The 17716-nt window shown below is 69.9% G+C and carries 15 protein-coding genes; 7 read left to right on the plus strand and 8 right to left on the minus strand.

What is annotated here, in order from left to right:
- Positions 1-93 precede the first annotated feature (93 nt).
- Positions 94-1479, minus strand: coding sequence for a flagellar filament capping protein FliD (gene fliD, locus AB0637_RS15995; protein WP_366173455.1), 1386 nt, complete (start codon positions 1477-1479; stop codon positions 94-96).
- Between the two features lie 151 nt (positions 1480-1630).
- Positions 1631-2791 (minus strand): flagellin, encoded by a 1161-nt coding sequence (locus AB0637_RS16000; RefSeq protein WP_366173456.1) that lies wholly within the window; start codon positions 2789-2791, stop codon positions 1631-1633.
- 399 nt (positions 2792-3190) lie between these two features.
- Here AB0637_RS16000 and AB0637_RS16005 point away from each other — a divergent pair, with 399 nt between their 5' ends.
- A complete protein-coding gene (locus AB0637_RS16005) occupies positions 3191-4726 on the plus strand; it encodes a glycosyltransferase family 2 protein (protein ID WP_366173458.1) in 1536 nt (511 codons plus the stop codon).
- 89 nt (positions 4727-4815) lie between these two features.
- Here the strand turns inward: AB0637_RS16005 and AB0637_RS16010 are convergent, their stop codons facing one another.
- The 5 genes from AB0637_RS16010 to AB0637_RS16030 all read right to left on the minus strand — a co-directional run bounded on the left by AB0637_RS16010 (position 4816) and on the right by AB0637_RS16030 (position 10290).
- Positions 4816-6729: a glycosyltransferase gene (locus AB0637_RS16010; protein WP_366173459.1), complete on the minus strand. Its 1914-nt coding sequence runs from the start codon at positions 6727-6729 to the stop codon at positions 4816-4818.
- A 106-nt stretch (positions 6730-6835) separates the two neighbouring features.
- Complete coding sequence (locus AB0637_RS16015; protein ID WP_366173460.1) at positions 6836-7567, minus strand: class I SAM-dependent methyltransferase; 732 nt, start codon at positions 7565-7567, stop codon at positions 6836-6838.
- The gene (locus AB0637_RS16020) at positions 7564-8937 is read right to left on the minus strand and encodes an FAD/NAD(P)-binding protein (protein ID WP_366173461.1); all 1374 of its coding nucleotides are present in this window, start codon (positions 8935-8937) and stop codon (positions 7564-7566) included. Before AB0637_RS16020 ends, AB0637_RS16015 begins: the two co-directional genes overlap by 4 nt.
- Positions 8930-9715, minus strand: coding sequence for a methyltransferase domain-containing protein (locus AB0637_RS16025; RefSeq protein ID WP_366173462.1), 786 nt, complete (start codon positions 9713-9715; stop codon positions 8930-8932). Before AB0637_RS16025 ends, AB0637_RS16020 begins: the two co-directional genes overlap by 8 nt.
- Entirely contained in the window at positions 9712-10290 is a 579-nt protein-coding gene (locus AB0637_RS16030) for a GNAT family N-acetyltransferase (protein ID WP_366173463.1), read from the minus strand. The genes AB0637_RS16025 and AB0637_RS16030 overlap by 4 nt, the downstream gene beginning before the upstream one ends.
- A gap of 544 nt (positions 10291-10834) precedes the next feature.
- Here AB0637_RS16030 and AB0637_RS16035 point away from each other — a divergent pair.
- Both AB0637_RS16035 and AB0637_RS16040 read left to right on the plus strand, forming a co-directional pair.
- On the plus strand, positions 10835-11887 hold the full coding sequence (locus tag AB0637_RS16035; protein WP_366173464.1) for a Gfo/Idh/MocA family oxidoreductase: 1053 nt from the start codon (positions 10835-10837) through the stop codon (positions 11885-11887).
- Complete coding sequence (locus tag AB0637_RS16040; protein ID WP_366173465.1) at positions 11884-13005, plus strand: DegT/DnrJ/EryC1/StrS family aminotransferase; 1122 nt, start codon at positions 11884-11886, stop codon at positions 13003-13005. The genes AB0637_RS16035 and AB0637_RS16040 overlap by 4 nt, the downstream gene beginning before the upstream one ends.
- Before the next feature lie 4 nt (positions 13006-13009).
- Here AB0637_RS16040 and AB0637_RS16045 read toward each other — a convergent pair whose 3' ends face one another.
- On the minus strand, positions 13010-13906 hold the full coding sequence (locus AB0637_RS16045; protein ID WP_366173466.1) for a sigma-70 family RNA polymerase sigma factor: 897 nt from the start codon (positions 13904-13906) through the stop codon (positions 13010-13012).
- 246 nt (positions 13907-14152) lie between these two features.
- On the opposite strand from AB0637_RS16045, the gene AB0637_RS16050 reads away from it, so the two are divergent.
- The 4 genes from AB0637_RS16050 (at position 14153) to flgL (ending at position 17684) form a co-directional block, all read left to right on the plus strand.
- The gene (locus AB0637_RS16050; protein WP_366173468.1) at positions 14153-14500 is read left to right on the plus strand and encodes a hypothetical protein; all 348 of its coding nucleotides are present in this window, start codon (positions 14153-14155) and stop codon (positions 14498-14500) included.
- 329 nt (positions 14501-14829) lie between these two features.
- Positions 14830-15321: a flagellar export chaperone FlgN gene (gene flgN / locus AB0637_RS16055; RefSeq protein ID WP_366173469.1), complete on the plus strand. Its 492-nt coding sequence runs from the start codon at positions 14830-14832 to the stop codon at positions 15319-15321.
- Between the two features lie 27 nt (positions 15322-15348).
- Positions 15349-16758: a flagellar hook-associated protein FlgK gene (gene flgK, locus AB0637_RS16060; protein WP_366173470.1), complete on the plus strand. Its 1410-nt coding sequence runs from the start codon at positions 15349-15351 to the stop codon at positions 16756-16758.
- Between the two features lie 26 nt (positions 16759-16784).
- Positions 16785-17684, plus strand: a complete 900-nt coding sequence (flgL, locus tag AB0637_RS16065) for a flagellar hook-associated protein FlgL (RefSeq protein WP_366173471.1) — start codon at positions 16785-16787, stop codon at positions 17682-17684.
- Positions 17685-17716 lie beyond the last annotated feature (32 nt).

A 17716-nucleotide genomic window follows, 5' to 3' on the forward strand; every position in this document is an offset into this window, starting at 1 on the left:
CAGCGGGGGTCGATTCCTGAAACCGGCCCGGAACGCACAGGAGCCGGGTGCGCAGACGCGCACCCGGCTCCCGCCGAACTCCTCCGACCGCGGTCAGCCGAGCTTGGACAACTGCCCGGACAACCAGGTGGACTGGTTCTGCAACTTGCCGAGGGAGACCTCGAGCGAGCTGTAGTACTTCTGGTACCGGACCTTGCGGTCGGCCAGACGGTCGTCCCAGTCGGCGATCCTCTTGGTGAGGTCGCTGATCGTGCTGTTCTGCCCTGTGATGGCCGTCGTGAGCTGACCGGTGTACTGGTCGGTCGCCCCCTTGGCCAGCGAACTCAACCGCTCCACCAGGCCGGTGGCCGTGGACGAGGAGTCGAGGCTCTGCGGGGCCAGCAGCCGCTGCGCGGCCACCGGGTCCTTGCCGTAGGTGTCGAGGAACTTCCCCTTGTCGAAGGTGAGTTCTCCGTCCTTGGTGGACTGGATCCCGTACTGCGCCGGCGACACGTTGGTGCCGATGGCGCTCGTGACCGCGCTGAGGATCGAGGTCTTCAGCTGGCGCAGGATGGCGTCACCCTTGAGGGTTCCACCACCGCTCAACGTGCCGTCCGACCCGACGACACCGGCTCGAGACTGCACGGTGATCTCGCCGACCGCGTCGTTCGCGGCCGAGATGAGAGCCCCGACGGCGTCGGCGACCGCGTTCGGGTCGCTGGCCACGGAGACCGTGGCAGCACCCGGCCGCGTAGCGGTCACGTTGACGCCGCTGAGCACGTCCTGGAACGTGTTCGTCGGCGACGTGACACTGACGGCCGTGCTGTTGCTGCTGACGTCGCTGACGATGTACGCCTGCGCGTCCGCCGCGACGGTGATGTTCTGGAAGTCCGTGCTCTGGGCTCCCCCGACCCCCGCCGACGTGCCGTCGGAGTTGCGCGGGACGAGCTTGAAGTCGCCGTCCTGCGTGCCGGTCTTGGTGCTGGTGATCTGCAGGCGGTACTGGTTGTCGCCGACGCGTACGGCGACCGCGGTGATGCCCAGGGTCGTCGCCTTGTTGATGGCGGACACCACGTCCGACAGCGTTCCCTTGCTCGGGCTCACCGTCCCGACGATCTGGCCGTTGGCGACGACGTCGAGCGGGTAGCCCATGTCGGCAGCCGCGTTCGTGTCGGTGGCGCTGTACGTGTCGTTGCTGATGACGCTGCGACCACTCGCGAGGTTGCGGACGTTCAGCGTGATGCTGCCCGGCTGGGCCGTGCTGGCAGCGGTGGCCACGAGCGAATCGCTCGTGGACGTCGCCTTGGCGGAGGCCCAGGTCGCCACCTTGGACAAGTTGTCCGCGGCGGTCTGGAGTGCCGACATCTTGGAGTTGACGGACTGGTACGCCGTCACCTTCAGCTGGGCTGAACTGACGTTCGTCTTCAGCTGCGTCTGCGGCGCGGCGTCCGCAGCAAGCAGCTTGCTGATGATCGAACTGGTGTCGAGCCCGCTGATCAATCCGTCGACAGTGGACGATGAGACGGAAGCCATTCCGATCTCCCTTCCTGTCTGGTCGAGGTTGATGTGGAGGCAGGCGAGGGTGCCGGCAGTGCCGGCACCCCCGCCTCAGGAGGTGGATCGACCGAGGTCGGACCACCTCGAGTCGGACTCAGCCGCGGAGCAGCGTGAGGACGTTCTGCGAGGCGGAGTTCGCCTGCGCCAGCATGCTCGTACCAGCCTGCGAGAGGATCTGGCTACGGGTGAACTTCGTCATCTCGGCCGCCATGTCGGTGTCGCGGATGGCCGACTCCGACGCGGTCAGGTTCTCGACCGCGATGTTGACGGAGTTGATGACGTGCTCGAAGCGGTTCTGGAGCGCACCGATCGAGGCGCGAGCCGAGGAGACCGTCTTCAGGGCCGCGTCGATCGTGGAGATCGCCGCCGACGCGCCCGTCTGGGTGGACAGGTCGAGCGAGCCGAGGCCGAGGCCACCGGAGCCGAAGGAGTTGGCCTTGACGGCGGCGGTGGCCACCGCGCCCTGGGTCAGGGTGCCGCCGAACGCGGTACCACCGAGCGAGACGGCGGCGTCGGTCACGTTGCCGGCCGCCTTGGAGACCAGGACGAGGGAGCTGCCGGAGATCGAAGCGGTCCAGTTCGCCGAGATGGTGGGGTCGGCGTTGATCAGGGCGAGCGCCGACGCCGCGGTGCCACCGGTCGCGAACGAGACGGTGGTGCCGTTGACCGTGACCGAGCTGACGGCGCTGACGGCGGCGTTGTCGAAGGCGGCGGTGGAGACGTAGCTCTCCGTCGCGGCGGCGACGGCGGAGGCGGCGGCCGCACCCGACTTGACGTCGAAGTTGATCGTGTCGCCGTTGAACGCGCCGACCTGGAAGACCTTGCCCGCGAAGGTGCCGTCGAGCAGGTTGACACCGTTGAAGGAGGACTTGTCCGAGATGCGGTCGAGCTCGGCCGAGAGGGAGGTGATCTCCTTCTGGATCGCGGAGCGGGACGTGGTGTCGTTGGTGTCGTTGGACGACTGGACGGCCAGGTCGCGCATGCGCTGCAGGATGGTCGTGGAGGTGCTCAGCGCGCCGTCCGCGGTCTGGGCGACGTTGACGCCGTCCTGGGCGTTGCGGGCCGCAACGGTGAGGCCGCCGATCTGCGAACGCAGACCCTCGGAGATCACCAGGCCGGCAGCGTCGTCAGCAGCCTTGTTGATCCGCAGGCCGGAGGACAGCTTCTCCAGCGAGGAGTTGAGCTGCTTGTCCGTGGCCTGCAGGTTCCGGTAGCTGTTCAGAGCCGCGATGTTGTTGTTGACGCGAAGACCCATGATGTTCATTCCTCCGTGAGTGGGGTCGATGTGGGGGGTACCGGCCCGTCCGTGGTCCGGTCGTCCTCAGCCCGCCTGAGCGGGCCGGACACTCACTTCATCGGTCGGAGCTCCTGGGACCTGAACGTTCCGCGCTGGTCCGTTCGGGTGGTGCTCCGCCGCCGTCGCTCGTGCTGCCCCGGTGCGCGCACCCGTCTCCCGCCGCAGGCTCGACGATCGAGTGGACTTCCTGGCCCACACCGGTGCGCAACTGACCTCTTGATAGTGCCCTACGTAGCCGGTTGATGACTACCGGTGACGACATCTCCCCCTCCGGGCTAACCTCGGAGCACCACGAGAGGGGTCGCCGGGCCGCCGGCGGCACCCTCCGCACAGCACGTCGTCGAGATGGGGACCCACATGGCCGAGGCCCACGCCTTCGTCACCGCGAGCTACATCGTCAAGGACGAGGAGGAGCTCCTGGGGGCCTCGCTGGCAGCGGTGACCCCCTTCGTCGACGAGATCGTCGTGTACGACACCGGCAGCACCGATGCGACCACGACGATCGCCAGGGAGCACGGCGCCCGGGTCGTCGAGGGCTACTGGGACGACGACTTCGGGGCGGCCCGCAACCGAGCCCTGGAGCACTGCACCGGAGAGTGGGTGCTCAGCGTCGACGCCGACGAGGTCGTCCACGGCGACCCGCGCGCCTTCCGACGCTCGCTCCACCTGGCCACGACGGACAGCTTCGCGCTCGAAGTGGTGTCCAGCTCCTACGCGGACGGCGGCGCCGAACACCGCGCCATGGTGGCCCGTGTCCTGCGGAGGTCGCACTGCCGCTTCGAGGGGATGCTCCACGAGATGATCGTCGGGAGGTGGGGGCAGCTGTCGCAGGCCCAGAACTCGACGATCTTCCTGCGCCACTACGGCTACACCGACGTCTACATGAAGGAGCGCAACAAGGGCGCGCGGAACCTGGCCCTGGCCGAGGCCGCCCTTGCGAAGGCCCGCAGCCGCAGTCGTGACGTGGCCCCGGACCTCGTCATCAACGTCGCCCGCTCCGCGACCCTGGCTGGCGACCACGCCAAGGCCATGGCCACGTTCGCGAGTCTGGACCTGGACCGCCTTCCCGAGGGGTCCGGCCTCATCGCCGGCCCCACCGTCCTGGTCAGCGCCCTGGCAACAGACGACCTCGTCACAGCACGACGGTGGATCGACCGCATGGAGTCGTGGGGCGAGAGCAAGCACGTCTGCGCGGCCATGCGGGCGCAGGTGCTGATGGCCGAGAAGGACTGGGAAGGAGCCGAGACGCTCCTGCGCGGGCTCGAGGACGACGTCCAGCGGACGTCCGCACAGTTCAGGGCGGACGCCTACACCGACCAGCTCATCACCTGCATCGCCCGGCAAGGGCGAGGCGCTGAGGCGGCGGACCTCCTGTTGTCCCACGTCGCCTCAGGCCGTTCGGGCATATCACCCGTGAGTGCAGTCCTCTTGGTCGGCGAGACGCCGGACGGCGCTCGACGACTGGCGGCGGCGTTGCCGGACGCCCTGGTCAAACCGTTCCTCGCACAGCTGCAGACAGTCCGCGCCGAGGTGACCGGGGAGTTCTGCGAGGCGCTCTGGGGCCGTGACGGGCACCGGCCGGCACTGCTGGCGGCGGTGGCCAAGCAGTGGCCGTCGCTCACCGTGGAGGACGCGCTCAAGTGGTCCCTGCGTCTGCGCGAGGCCGGTCTCGAGGACCTGTGCCCCCTGCGCAGGATCGCCACGGCGGTCGGCCGACGGGACACCCTCACCCGCATCGTCTGCGCGGGGATCCTGCACGAGATTGGGGAACAGCAGTTCACGCCGGTCTTGGAAGCCATGCTGGCAGTCGTGCCCGACGCGCAGGTGGACACGGTGCTGACGAGCCTCCGGCCTTACGCCCCGACGCTCACCGCTTCGCTCGTCCACGCCTGAGGCCTCGGACTCCGCGCTCCCGCCGCCGTCCCCGCGCCGCCGTCCTCCAGTGGCGGAACCACCTGGGGACGGCGTGCGGGCCGGGTCCCTCAGGCGGGCAGCCAGGCCTCGCCGCCGCTCTGCAGGGAGCTCCACTGCGCCTGCGAGACCCATCGTGTGAAGACCTCGAGCGCTTCCTCGGAGGCGAGGAGTCCGGTGAGCCTCTGCTCCCCTTCCCCGGGGAGCACGCTCCACGGGTCCTCCTGCGGTGGGAGCAGCCCCAGGTCGTCGACCTCCTCGATCGCGATGTCGGCCGCGTCGGCGAGATCCAGCCCTCCGGCTGCGGCCACGAGTCGGTCGAAGGTCTCCTGCGCACGGCCCGGCACGCTGGGGACCACCCAGCGCAGGCAGTGGCTGCTGTGTGTGCGTGACGCCCACATCTCCAGGGCACCGCGTGCGAGGTCGTCACGACCGGGCACGAAGCCGAGGTAGGCGCGTTGGGTCTGCAACGTCGTCCCGTCCCAACGGCGGACGGTTCCTCCCCAGGCGTTCCGGGCGGCCTCGACGACACCACCCAGGTGTCCGCGCGGCCTCCGCAGCCCCACCTGCACGTCTCCCCGGCCCGACAGCGCGTCCTCGAGCACCGAGCACAGGGGGTCCAGTTGGATCGCAGTCCGGACACTCGCCCGGGCCGCGTCCGCCTCACCCGCGAGCACGTGCGCGATGGCCGCGTTGTGGAAGGCGTCGGCCGACCCGTGCCCGAGGGCGACCTCGTAGGCCTGCAGCGCCAGGTGGGCGTCGATCTGGAGCAGGGCGTTGCCCAGGGCGACGGACGCCTCCGTCTCCGCCGCTCGACCCGGCGCATGCCGGAGTTCGGGGAAGAAGTCCTCCAGCGGCCTGGACGCCAGCACCAGGGACCGCAGACGCATGGAATCGCGGATGGTCCGTTCGGCTCCGGCCGTGCTGGTCGACAGGCTGGCCGCGTGCCGACGGTAGTGCACCAGCACCTGGGGCAGGTACCGGTAGCGGAGGATGCCGGCCGTCTTCAACCAGAAGTGGTAGTCGGACGCCAGTCCCTGCTCGAACAGGCCGTGCTGTTCCATCGCTGACCTGCGGACCATGACGGACGGCGCCCCCACGAGGTTCGTGTGGATGATCTGCCGCAGCATGCTCATGTCGTCGTACGGGAAGGGGGGCCGGAAGCCACGTCCGGTCAGGTGGCTCTGCTCGTCGATGAAGTACGCCGCACCGTGGCACACGTCGAGGCCCGGGTCGTCGTCGAAGGCCTGCACCTGCACCTCGAGGCGGCGGGGGGCGTTCACGTCGTCCCCACCGATCCAGGCGATCAACTCGCCCCTGGACTCACGGATCAACCGGTTCTGCACCAGGTCCATCCGGCCGGTGCCCCCGACGTTCGGCTGCGTCACCACCCGGACCTTGGGGTTCGACGCGTAGGTCTCGAGGAGCTCCGCCGTGCGGTCCGTCGACCCGTCGTCCACGACGACGACCTCGAAGTCGTCGAAGGTCTGCTCCAGCGAAGACCGGACGACCTCGTGGGTGTAGCCGTCGAGGTTGTGGCAGGCGATGACGATGCTGGCCCGCGGTCGGTACTCGTGCACCTGCAGACCCTTCGGTCGCAGGGGGGCCAGAACCGCCTGGAGCGCGGCGACCGCGAGATCGCCGGGGTCCCCGTCCACGTCGCCATCGTCCCCGGCCTGCAGGAGCCCCGTGGGCTCGCGGAGCTCTGCCAAAGCTCGCACCAGGACGTCCGCGTCCACCGACCGGGTCTCGGTCCCCGAGGGGAGTTCCTGCCCGGGATCCACTTCGTCGGTGACCAGCACCAGGACGGGCGCGAAGGTCTCCAGGGTCCAGGCGACGATGTCCCCCGGTTCCCCCTTCAACCTCGACGCCGCCGCGACCACATGGTCCACGCCGAGCAGGTTCCACCCGGCAGCCCGCGCACCCGTGAGGGCGCGCCCCAGCCGGTGGTGGACGCCCTCGGCGCCGGCGCCGACGACGAGCACCGTGGCTCCTGGGCGAAAGTCTGCACCCGTCACGGGTTCCTCCTGCGTCCGACGACTCGACGGGAGGAACATCGGCGGGTCGCCGTCACGACTGAACCGTCCGGCCTCACCCGATCGGCCGCACGCGGACCGCGATGTTGGCGCAGAGCGACGCCGGCAACCCCTCTGCCAGGACGTTCAGCCCCCGGATGTGCTCCGGGCCGAGCCCGAGCATGAGGGCGTTCGGCAGTGCCTTGGCGAAGAACCCGCGTCGCTCGACGGTCTCGAACCCCCCGGCTGCGAGGTCGGCCTCCAGGCCGTCGAGGTCGTAGACCCGCTGGTGACCGACGAGCAGGTCGCGGGGGCTGAGGGTGTCGAGCTCCGGCTGCAGGCCCATCGCCACTCCGAGGCGGCGGTGCAGCGAATCGCGGTTGGGGACGATGACGACCATCTCCCCGTCGGGCGCGACCCAGGACCTGAGGTGGCGAGCGAGGGCCACCGGGTCGTCCACGTGCTCGAAGACGTGGAGCGCGAGGAGGACGTCGCACGGCTGCGGCGGCAGCCAGTCCTCGAACAACGCCTCGGCGACCACCAGGTCCGGGTGCTCGGTACGCAACCGCTCCGCGAGCGTCGGAGCACCTTCGACCACCGTGTACCGGCGAGCGAGGTGTCCCAGCCGCGAGACCGTCACCCCCTCCCCGTACCCGAGTTCCACGACGTCGTGCGCCGGCTGGACCAGCGTGGCGAGCCAGTCGCAGCAGTACTCCTGGCAGAGGTCCTCGATGAACTTGTCGACGACGTCGTCGTTGAGGTGGTACTGAGCGGCGATGCGCTCCAGCTCCTGCACACGGGTGTTCACGTCAGCTCCCTGGCGATGTCTAGTCCTTGGACGATCTGGTCGTTCATCGAGGTCTGGTGCAGGCCGAGCAGTGCCCCGCTGAGCAGTCCACCCCGAGCCCAGTCCGCCTGCGCTGCAGACCGTTCGACGTCTGCCCGAACCACGGAGGCGGTCAGCAGCGGAATGGCCCGTCCGGCCCGCCGCGCACCGAGCACCCGCACGTGCCCGACGTCGACGTCCAGCAAGCCACACGCCTCCGCGACCAGGGCGTCGGTGCGCTCCTCGACCGAGGCGCCCCGGGAACGCGCCTCGACCACGACGTGGTGCCACCGCCGGTCCTGACCGGACACCACGTCCTGGTCGGTGATGCGGTAGGTGTCCAGGTGGTCCTCGGTGACCAGGAGGCTGCTGACCGGAGCACCCGCGAACTCGCCGCGGACGAGGCAGAACAGGAGGTCGACCGCGTTGGCCGGGCCGGTCCCGACGGCAGCGCACGACTCGTCTCCCGACAGCGACTGCAGGCGCTGCGGCGCGAGCCCCAGGCCCACGCGAGTCGAGGTCACCGAACCCGACGCCACCGTGCTCACGTGCCACCCGTGGCCGTCCCGCGCCAGCGCCTGGACCGGGGACGTGTCGACACAGCACGTTCCCGCGCCGTCCAACTCCCGGACGAGGCGTGTGACGACGTGGTGTGCGTACCCACCGGCCACGGACCAGAACGGGTACTCGGGCAGACCCGTCTGTTGTCCGGCCCTCGCCCGTGCCACCGTCTCGGGCCAGTACAACGGGAGCCAGCCGCTCCGGTGGTGACGCGCCAGCACCTCGCCGTGCGCCGGTCCGAGCACCTTCTCGGCGAAGGGCGCGACCAACGTGGCGTGGTTGGAGGGGCCGTGGACCACGGGAGCGAGTTCGCCGTAGGTGATGTCCTCGAAGCGAGCCGACGTCGCCTTGACGGCGGGGTGGCGGGGGTCGTCCGGTTCCAGCGGACCTGGTTCGTCGACGCCGGCGTCACGGAAGACGTCGAGGCGGTTGCTCAAGAGGTGGTCGGGCCACCGGCGGCCCGCCACGGAGACCTCCAGAGGGGGGACCCTCGCGAGCGTGAACCGCTTCGTGAACCAGTCGTCCACCTGTTGGCCGAACCTCGTCCAGTCCTGCCGCACCGGGTGCCCCGAGGGGCCGGGTCCCACCGACAGCGGCGAGCTCTCGCCGGCCCGACGCTCGAGCAGCACCATGCCGTTGTCGAAGGCGTGGTCGTCGACGACAGAACCTCTGAAGTGACCGCCGAGCGCTGCGCCGTCGGTGATCACGCGCACGCGCAGCCCGCGGGCGACCAGTTCGCTCGCGGCCACCAGGACCGCGAGGTTGCTCCCGACGAGCAGACGCTCATCCATCGGCGAGCACGGCGTCGACCCAGAGTTCCGACCCGATCTCCGGGAGCAGGGCGGCCAGCGCGTCCAGCCCGTCGAGCAGTTCGGGGGTCAGGAACCCCGTGTCGACGAGGCGTTGCATTCCCGCGTGCGGGAAGGGTTTCACGAGGACCGTCCCCCAGCGCGCGACGGAGAAACCCGCGGTTGCCAGCTCGCCACGAAGACGCTCGAGGTCGTAGGTGGCCCGCTGCTGCATCTGCTGCTGGATCGACGACAGGGCGAAGACGTCCTCGACCAGCCCCATGGCCACAGCGAGCTGGCGGTGCAGGGATCTGGCGTTCGGGACGTTGACGTGCAGGACGCTCGTCGGACCGCAGAACGTCCGGACCGCCTGCAGGAGCGTCTGGGGATCTGGAACCTCGTGCAGAAGGCTGCTCAGCACGACGACGTCGAAGGCTCCGCCCAGATCGGCCGGGTCCGCGTCCTCGGCGAGAGCTTCGACCACCCGGACACCCGCTCGGCCGAGCGCGGCAGCGCGTGCGGTCTCGGCGAAGGCCCGGGCGGGTTCGAGGACGACGATCTCCGCGACTTCGGGCAGATCGGTGAGCAGAGGACTGACACCGCAACCGATCTCGAGCAGTCGAACGGGCGCCGCGGCGCGGACCTGCTGCAGGACGCGCCGGCGACGCAGACCCGCTTGCAACGGTTCGAACGGCAGGCGTTCGTACTGCTCGACGTAGTCCCCCAGGTCGCGCTCCACGTGCGGGGCGGTGACTGCCCGGTCAGCAGGGACAGAGCTCACTGCAGCTCCTTCGACAGGGTGACCTTGAGCGACCCGCAGGCGCCGAGACCACGTTTGAAACGCACCAGACCGGGTTGGTCGGGGGGGCACGTGCCCAGGTCCAGCTGCCGCACACCGAGGGACCGGCAGTGCACGTGCAGGGCGTCCGCGAGGGCCACGACCGGACTCCAGGAGTTGTACTCCGGCAGGTGACCCCAGGCGAAGACGTAGAGGACGTCTGGACTGAGCCGGAGGCAGAAGGCCGTGGCCGCGAGCCCACCTCCCGACTCCACGCCCACGAGGACCACACGGTCGGGGTAGAGGTCCTGCATGTCCTGCATCTGGCGCAGGTCCATCGACAACCGCCACCCGCGAGCTGCACGGCTCGCCACGAGGTTCTTGTGGACGCTCGGCAGGAGGTCGGGCGCGAGAAGTCGACCCGTGAGGCCGTCGCGGTGGCACTTGCGCAGGCGTTTGGCGTTTCCCCGGTCCATCCGCGCCTCCAACGGCGCCTCGTCGACGGGGATGACCTCGTCGACCTCTGCGCGCGCCAGGGACCACCCCTGCCGGCAGAAGACCTCCACCTGGTCGCTCACCCGCTGCAGATCGTGCCCCAGAGGCGGAAGGACCACCTCCAGTCGGCGAGCGCCCCGTCCACGCAATTCGGCTTCCACCGCCTCGAGGAACGGCGCCGCGTCGACCAGCGGCCGGTCCGTGCGCCAGGCCATTCCGGCGAAGGTCCCTCGTGCGGGACTGCGCCACGTCCCGGGCGCGACCTGACCGAAGTGGAGGGTGCCGGTGTCCCACCCGTCGGAGCCCCACCGGAAGTGGACGGCCGGACCGGCTCCGGCGTGCAGGGAGAAGAAGTCGTAACGGTGGAACAGGTCCTGCGGCCACGTGGTGACCGGCCTGCCTTCACGCAGTCCCTCGCGCCCCGGTTCGGCGGTGGAGGACGCCGCGAGGGACGCGGGGGAAGGGGCCTCAGGTGGATCGGCGGACACGCGCCCACGACACACGGACACCCCGTTTGTCGCTACCGTTTGTCCACTCCCAGTCACGGGAGCGCACTTTACGTGATGAGATGTGACCTCCGCTGCCACTGCGGTCACTCGAGTCACAGACTCGGAGCAGGAGGAAGAGATGCGCATCGGCATCGTGGGGCTCGGCTACTGGGGGTCCAAGCACGTCAGGGTCCTCAGCACCTTGAGCGACGTCGACGACGTCGTCGTGCACGACGCGAACGCCAGCCGCATGGAGGTCATCGCGGCGGCGTTCCCCAGCGTCCGCCAGGCGCCGTCGCTGGAAGCCCTCCTCGCCTCGGTGGACGGCCTCGTCATCGCCACCCAGCCGTCCAGCCACGCCACGATCGCCCGGGAGGCCCTGGCTCGAGGTGTCCACGTCCTCGTCGAGAAGCCCTTGGCGCTCGCCTCGGACGACGCCCGGCAACTGGTCGCCATGGCAGCCGCGGCGCGCACGACACTCATGGTCGGTCACACCTTCGCCTACAACCCGGCGGTTCGCGCCCTGCGCGACCTGATTCGACGAGGTGAGCTCGGCGACGTCCTCCACGTCGACAGCGAGCGGCTCAACCTGGGCCTCTACCAGTCGGACTGCGACGTCCTGTGGGACCTGGCGCCGCACGACATCAGCATCGTGAACTCGATCACCGGGACGTCACCGACCTCGGTCCGGTGCTGGGGTCGCGGTCACATCGACCGGTCGGTGACGGACAACGCGTACCTGATGCTGGACTACGAGGAGACGGGGACCCAGGCCGTGGTCCACGTGAGCTGGCTGAGTCCGCACCGCGTGCGACGACTCACCGTCGTGGGGTCGCAGCGCATGGCGGTCTTCGACGACCTGGCGAACGACGAGCGGCTACGGGTCTTCGACAAGGGCGTCACACCCGCCGAGGTGACCCAGGCGCACGACCAGCCCATGACCTACCGCTACGGCGACATCCACGCCCCCTACATCCCCTTCCAGGAACCGCTCCTGCTGGAGGACCAGCACTTCGTGGAGTGCATCAGGACGGGGAACCCCCCGTTGACCGGCGGCGAGGCCGGTCTCGACGTGGTGCGCACGCTCGAAGCCGCTTCCGTCTCCCTGCAGACCGGGACCGAGGTCCGGCTCGACGAGATCAACCTGGCCGACGCGCACCGCGCCCACCCGCCGGTGCTGGTGCTGCGGTGAGCGTGGACCCGATCCCCTTCCTGGACCTGGGCCGCGCCCAGCGGGAGCTGCACGCTGGGCTCGACGAGGCCTGGCGCTCGGTGACCCGCAGTGCCCGCTTCGTCGGCGGCCCGTTCGTGGAGGCCTTCGAAGAGGCCTGGGCGGTCGAGCACGGGATCGAGCACGCGGTCGGCGTGGCGAACGGGACCGACGCACTCGAGCTGGTCCTCAGGGGCCTCGGCGTCGGCCCGGGGGACGAGGTCGTCGTCCCCGCGAACACCTTCATCGCCACGGCGGAAGCCGTCCTTGCAGTGGGAGCCGTTCCGCACTTCGTCGACGTCGACCCGGAGACGTTGCTGGTGACCCCGGAGACGGTGGCTGAGGGGATCACGGACCGGACGGCCGCCGTGATCGTGGTCCACCTGTACGGGCAGGCCGCGGACGTCCCCGGCATCGCCGCGCTTGCCGCCCGCACGGGTGCCGTGGTCGTCGAGGACTGTGCCCAGGCGCAAGGGGCTCGGTGGGACGGACGACCCGTGGGAACCATGGGCGTCGCCGGCTGCACGAGCTTCTACCCCGGCAAGAACCTCGGCGCCTTCGGCGACGGTGGGGCGGTGATCACCCGGGACGCGTCGCTCGCGCGAGCGGTCCGCCGTTACGGGGACCACGGCCGGTCGGAGGTCTTCAAGTACGAGCACCCGGTCGTCGGCAGGAACAGTCGGCTGGACGCGCTGCAGGCAGCCGTCCTCCTGGTCAAACTGCCGCACCTGGAGGACTGGAACTTCCAGCGGCGAGCGGCGGCGGAGCAGTACCGCTCCCGGCTCGCGGGCGACGAAGCTGTCGAGCTCGTGAAGCAGGACCCGTCGAGCACATCGGTCCACCACCTGATGGTGGTGCGGGTCGAGGACCGCGACCGTGTGCAGGCGGACCTCACGGCCGCCGGCATCGGCACCGCCGTCCACTACCCCGTCCCCTGCCACCAGCAGAAGGACTACACGATGCTGCCCCGCACCTGTGTGGAGGAGACCGAACGGTCGAGCCCCAGACTGCTGAGCCTGCCCATGTTCCCGGGCATCACCCGGGACGAGGTCGACCGCGCCTGCGACGAACTGGTCGCAACGGTCCGGGCGAGGGGCTGACGCGTCAGGCCGTCCGCGCCACCGGTACCGAGAACTGCGCGAAGCTGGACAGCGCCAGCCGGCTGCGGAAGTCGCTCTGCGTCCCGACGGCGGCGTAGTACGCCTCCTTGCGCTTCACGGCAGCGCCGGACCCGGCGGTCTTGAGCACCATCTCCGGGGACAGGTGGGTGTTCATCCCGTCGCGCAGGAGGACGAGGGCCTCGGCGCGCATCTGCGAGATGCGCGACTCGGAGACACCGAGCTCCTCGGCCAGCTCGGCCATGGGCCGCTCCTGGAGGAAGTAGCCCTCGACCACGTGGCGCAGGCGCTCCGGCAGGACGGTGACCGCGGAGCGGAGGTAGCCGAGCCGCTCGCGGTGCAGGATCTCCTGCTCCGGGCCGGGCGTGTGGGTCGGCAGGTGGTCGTCGAGGGAGGCGCCCTCGGCGGTGAAGCCCTGCATGGACAGCACCATGGAGCGCTGCGCCTCGTCGCGCGTCTCGGCCAGCTCCTTCTCCGAGACGCCCAGGGACGCGGCGAGCTCGGTCGAGGTGGGGGTGCGGCCGAGCTGAGTGGTGAGCTGGTCCTCGGTCTGCGACAGCTTGCGCTGCCGGCTGCGGACGCCGCGCGAGGCCCAGTCCTGGCCGCGCAGGTCGTCGAGGATGGCACCGCGGATGCGGGTGTTGGCGTAGCGGTTGAACGGGACGCCGGTGTTCGGGTCGTAGGCCCGCGACGCCTGGAACAGGGCCATGAGACCGGCCGAGGTCAGATCGTCGCGACTCACGTGCGACGGCAGGCGGCCGATGAACTCACTGGTGATGTAGCCGACGAGCGGCAGGTGCTGCTCGACGAGCGCACTGCGCTCGGATGCGCTCAGCTCGACCATGGGGAGCTCCCGGGTGGCGATGGCAACGTCTGCGGTCACACACCCCTTCTCGGCACGATCCCCCTCGTGACTTGAGCGCCGAACGGGTGAGGCCTCACCCCGGCGCGCTGCTCCGAACGGGACCGTCGGCACGACGCTGGGTGCGGGAGTCGCCAGTGGGGGTGACGTCCGACCCGTTCGGCCCACGGGAGTTCAGCCGACCCCGTCCGCGCGCCGAGAGTTGTTCGGGAGCACCCGTCACCAGAACCCTGGGACGTGTGGGACCAGTGAGGCGGGAGGACGCTCGTGAAGCAACTGTGGCAGGTCGTGCAGGACTTGGAGTTCGCCTTCAAGAAGGGGTGGCTCACGCCCACCTACCTGGACAACTACGCCGTCAAGCACGGTGAGCGCGTCAGTGCCCTCTACGCCCTGTGCGCGAGGAACTTCCTCGAGGTCGAGCACGAGATCGGGCGCAACGACCACATCGCCAGGGAACGCTCGCGCGGGCTGGACCAGGGCGCGGTCAACCGCGCCATGGAGGAGGAGGCCCGCGTGCTCAACCAGGAGATGCGCCGGGCCCGTGAGGACGGCCGGCCCTACGCGCTCCGCAAGCCCTCGAAGAACGCGCAGTTCGTCCGCAAGACGGGAAGCTGAGCAAGCGCGGCCACACTGCGGGACGTCGACGGACGAGGGCCGGCTCCCGTCGGGGGCACCGGACTCGTAGCGCTGCAGCGTGTGGATGTCGCGCTCGAGCAAGCAGTCCGTCGACGTCGAGGTGGGTGACTCCACCTCGACCAGGACGTCAGGGACACCAGCCGGTCCTGCGCAAGGCGCCGGCGACGTGCCGGTGGGCGGGTCCTTCGTCCTGACCGGATCACAGCCAGCGACCTCCCCGATCCACCCCTCCGCCACCTCAGCTCGTGGTACGGCCCGCCGATGGACGCTCGAGCACCACCGACGACAGGCAACGGGGAAGGACACGCATGGGACTCGCCGAGGTCTCCGGCATCCTCTGGAAGGAGCGGGAGCTGCTGGAGCTGCTCCTGTTCAAGCTCGAGGAGGAACAGCTCGTGCTGGCCAGCGGCCGCACGCGTTGGCTGGCGCACGCGACCCGCGAGGTCGAGTTCGTCATGGAGCAGATCCGGACGACCGAGCTCCTGCGTGCGACCGAAGTGGACGCCGTGGCCGCCGAGCTCGACCTCGAGCCCGGCCCGAGCCTCAACGCCGTCGCCGACGCCGCACCGGACCCGTGGGGCGAGATCTTCCGCGGCCACCGCGACGCCTTCCTGACCCTCACCGCGGAGATCCAGGACCTGGCCGACGCCAACCGCGACCTCCTCAACGCAGGGTCCCGCGCACTGCGCGAGACCCTCCTCGGGCTGGACAAGCCCCTCGACACCTACACCGCCAAGGGCAAGAACACGGCCGCGTCCACCGGTGGGTCCCGCGCCCACTTCGTCGACGAAGCACTCTGACCGGCCCGCTGAAAGGACCCCGAGACGATGAGCACCTTCTCCGGCATCAACAACGCCTCCCGCGCCCTGACCGCCGCCCAGCGCGGCATGGAGGTCACGGGCCAGAACATCGCGAACGTCGGCACCGAGGGGTACTCCCGGCAGCGCGTCGAGCAGTCCGCGAGCGTCCTGAACCAGACGGGCCAGTTCACGCAGAAGTTCGTCCCCGGTGACGGCGTCGTCGTCACGGGCCTGACCCGCGTGTCGGACGCCCTCGCGACCGCGACGGCCCGCCAGGACTCGGCCGCCGCACAGGAACAGGCGGCGGCCAGCACCGTGTGGTCCAGCATCGAGAACGCCATCGGCGACACCGGAGCCACCGGACTCAGCAAGAACCTCGCCGACCTGTCGGCGTCGTGGAGCGACCTCGCGGCCAAGAGCGGCAACGACGGGCTGGCCGGCGCACAGGCGCTCGTCATCACCCGCAGCCAGACCGTCGCCACGCAGGTCTCGGGGATGAACGACCAGCTCGAGGCCCAGTACGACCAGCTCGGTCTCCAGGCCCAGACGCTGGCCTCGCAGGCCAACACCATCGCGACGAACGTGGCCAAGCTCAACACGTCCATCCGCGAGACCCTCGGCAACGGGGCCTCGGCCAACGAGCTGATGGACCAGCGGGACCAGTACCTCAACCAGCTGGCCGACCTCACCGGGTCCCGCGTCGTGAACCAGCAGAACGGCACGGTCGACGTCTTCGTCGGCAACGCCGCCATCGTCTCGGGCGACTTCTCGTACCAGCTGAGCCTGCGCACCCAGACGAGCACGACCGACAAGACGGACGTCGCCGCGGGGGCCGAGAAGATCGGCAACCAGATCGTCGCCCGCATCGGCGGCCAGGACGCCGGCCCGGTCACGGGGTCCCTCAAGGCGACGCTCGACGGGGCCAACAAGACCCTGGCCGACCAGCAGAAGGGCCTCGACGACTTCGCGACCAAGCTCGCGTCGACCGTCAACACGGCCTACGGCTCGACGTTCTTCAGCAGCGTCGCACCCGGCTGGAACGCCGGTGACCCGGTCAAGGCCTCGCAGCTGCAGGTCGCCGTCACCTCCTCGACGTTCCGGGACAGCACGACGTCCGGCACCGGTCCCGGCTCCGCCGACCGCGTGTACGCCACAGCCGTCAAGAACGCGTTCGCCGACGTCAAGAGCGACTGGCGCAGCAACGTCACCAACCTCGCCGCCCTCGCGCAGTCGGCCTCGAACCGTGCCGACCTCTCCGCGCAGGTGTCGCTGAAGTCCGGCGCCGTCCGCGACGGCGTGTCCGGCGTCAACCTCGACGAGGAGATGACGAACCTGGTGGCCTACCAGCACGCCTACTCCGCGGCCGCCCGCGTCCTGACCAGCATCGACGAGGCGCTGGACACCCTCATCAACCGCACCGGCCTCGTCGGCCGCTGACGACTGACCTGACCGGAGGAGACACCATGCTCGGCCGCATCACCCAGCGCAGCCTCGCGATGAACGCGCTCACGAACCTGCAGAGCACGCAGGCACGCGCGGCGAAGTTCCAGGAGCAGATCACCAGCGGAACCTCCCTGCCCAAGGGCTCGGAGGACTCCGTCCGCGCCGCCGCCGCACTGCGCCTGAACGACCAGATCGCCGTCAACACCGAGAACTCGCGCAACCTCGACGAGGCCCGCGGGTGGATGACGACGCAGGAGCCGGCGCTGGACAGCACCACGTCCGCCCTGCAGAAGGTCCGCGACCTCACGGTCCAGGCCGGCAACAGCGCCCTGGACGCGAACGGCCGGGCCGCGATCGCCAAGCAGATCCGGGAGATCAAGAACACCGTCCTGGGAGACGCGAACACCCAGTACCAGGGCCGGGCCGTGTTCGCCGGCACGTCGGCCACGACGACCGCCTTCGCCGTGACGACCCCGTACACGTCGAACGACGACGGCGGCTCGGTGACGCGCACGATCTCCCCCGGTGTGACGACCTCGGTGAACATCTCCGGCAACAGCGTCTACGGGGCCCAGACCCCCGGGACGACGACGGTCTTCCAGGAGCTGGACACCCTCGCCGACGACATCGAGGCCGGGAACCTCAGCACCAGCACCGTGTCGCTCAGCACGATCGACAGCCGCATCAACCTGGCGACGAACGCCCGCGCGGTGATCGGTGCGAAGACGAACCAGCTCGACCACGCCGACGACGTGAACACGACGCAGCTGCAGTACCTCACCTCGCAGCTCGACGACGTGCAGGGCGTGGACCCCATGAAGGCGTACCTGGAGTTCAACCAGCAGAACATCGCCTACCAGGCCGCCCTGCAGGCGACCGCGAAGACCGTGCAGGTCTCCCTCCTCGACTTCCTCCGCTGACCCGTCCCCACCTCCGGAGTTCCTAGAGTGAC

Source organism: Kineococcus sp. NPDC059986 (genome assembly GCF_040702905.1).
GTDB lineage: Bacteria > Actinomycetota > Actinomycetes > Actinomycetales > Kineococcaceae > Kineococcus.

What these genes read in the sequence shown, in the direction of transcription:
- AB0637_RS16000 (WP_366173456.1), bottom strand. Translation starts at nt 2,791, where the DNA reads ATGGGTCTTCGCGTCAACAACAACATCGCGGCTCTGAACAGCTACCGG.
- AB0637_RS16005 (WP_366173458.1), top strand. Translation starts at nt 3,191, where the DNA reads ATGGCCGAGGCCCACGCCTTCGTCACCGCGAGCTACATCGTCAAGGAC.
- AB0637_RS16020 (WP_366173461.1), bottom strand. Translation starts at nt 8,937, where the DNA reads ATGGATGAGCGTCTGCTCGTCGGGAGCAACCTCGCGGTCCTGGTGGCC.
- AB0637_RS16035 (WP_366173464.1), top strand. Translation starts at nt 10,835, where the DNA reads ATGCGCATCGGCATCGTGGGGCTCGGCTACTGGGGGTCCAAGCACGTC.
- flgN (WP_366173469.1), top strand. Translation starts at nt 14,830, where the DNA reads ATGGGACTCGCCGAGGTCTCCGGCATCCTCTGGAAGGAGCGGGAGCTG.
- flgK (WP_366173470.1), top strand. Translation starts at nt 15,349, where the DNA reads ATGAGCACCTTCTCCGGCATCAACAACGCCTCCCGCGCCCTGACCGCC.
- flgL (WP_366173471.1), top strand. Translation starts at nt 16,785, where the DNA reads ATGCTCGGCCGCATCACCCAGCGCAGCCTCGCGATGAACGCGCTCACG.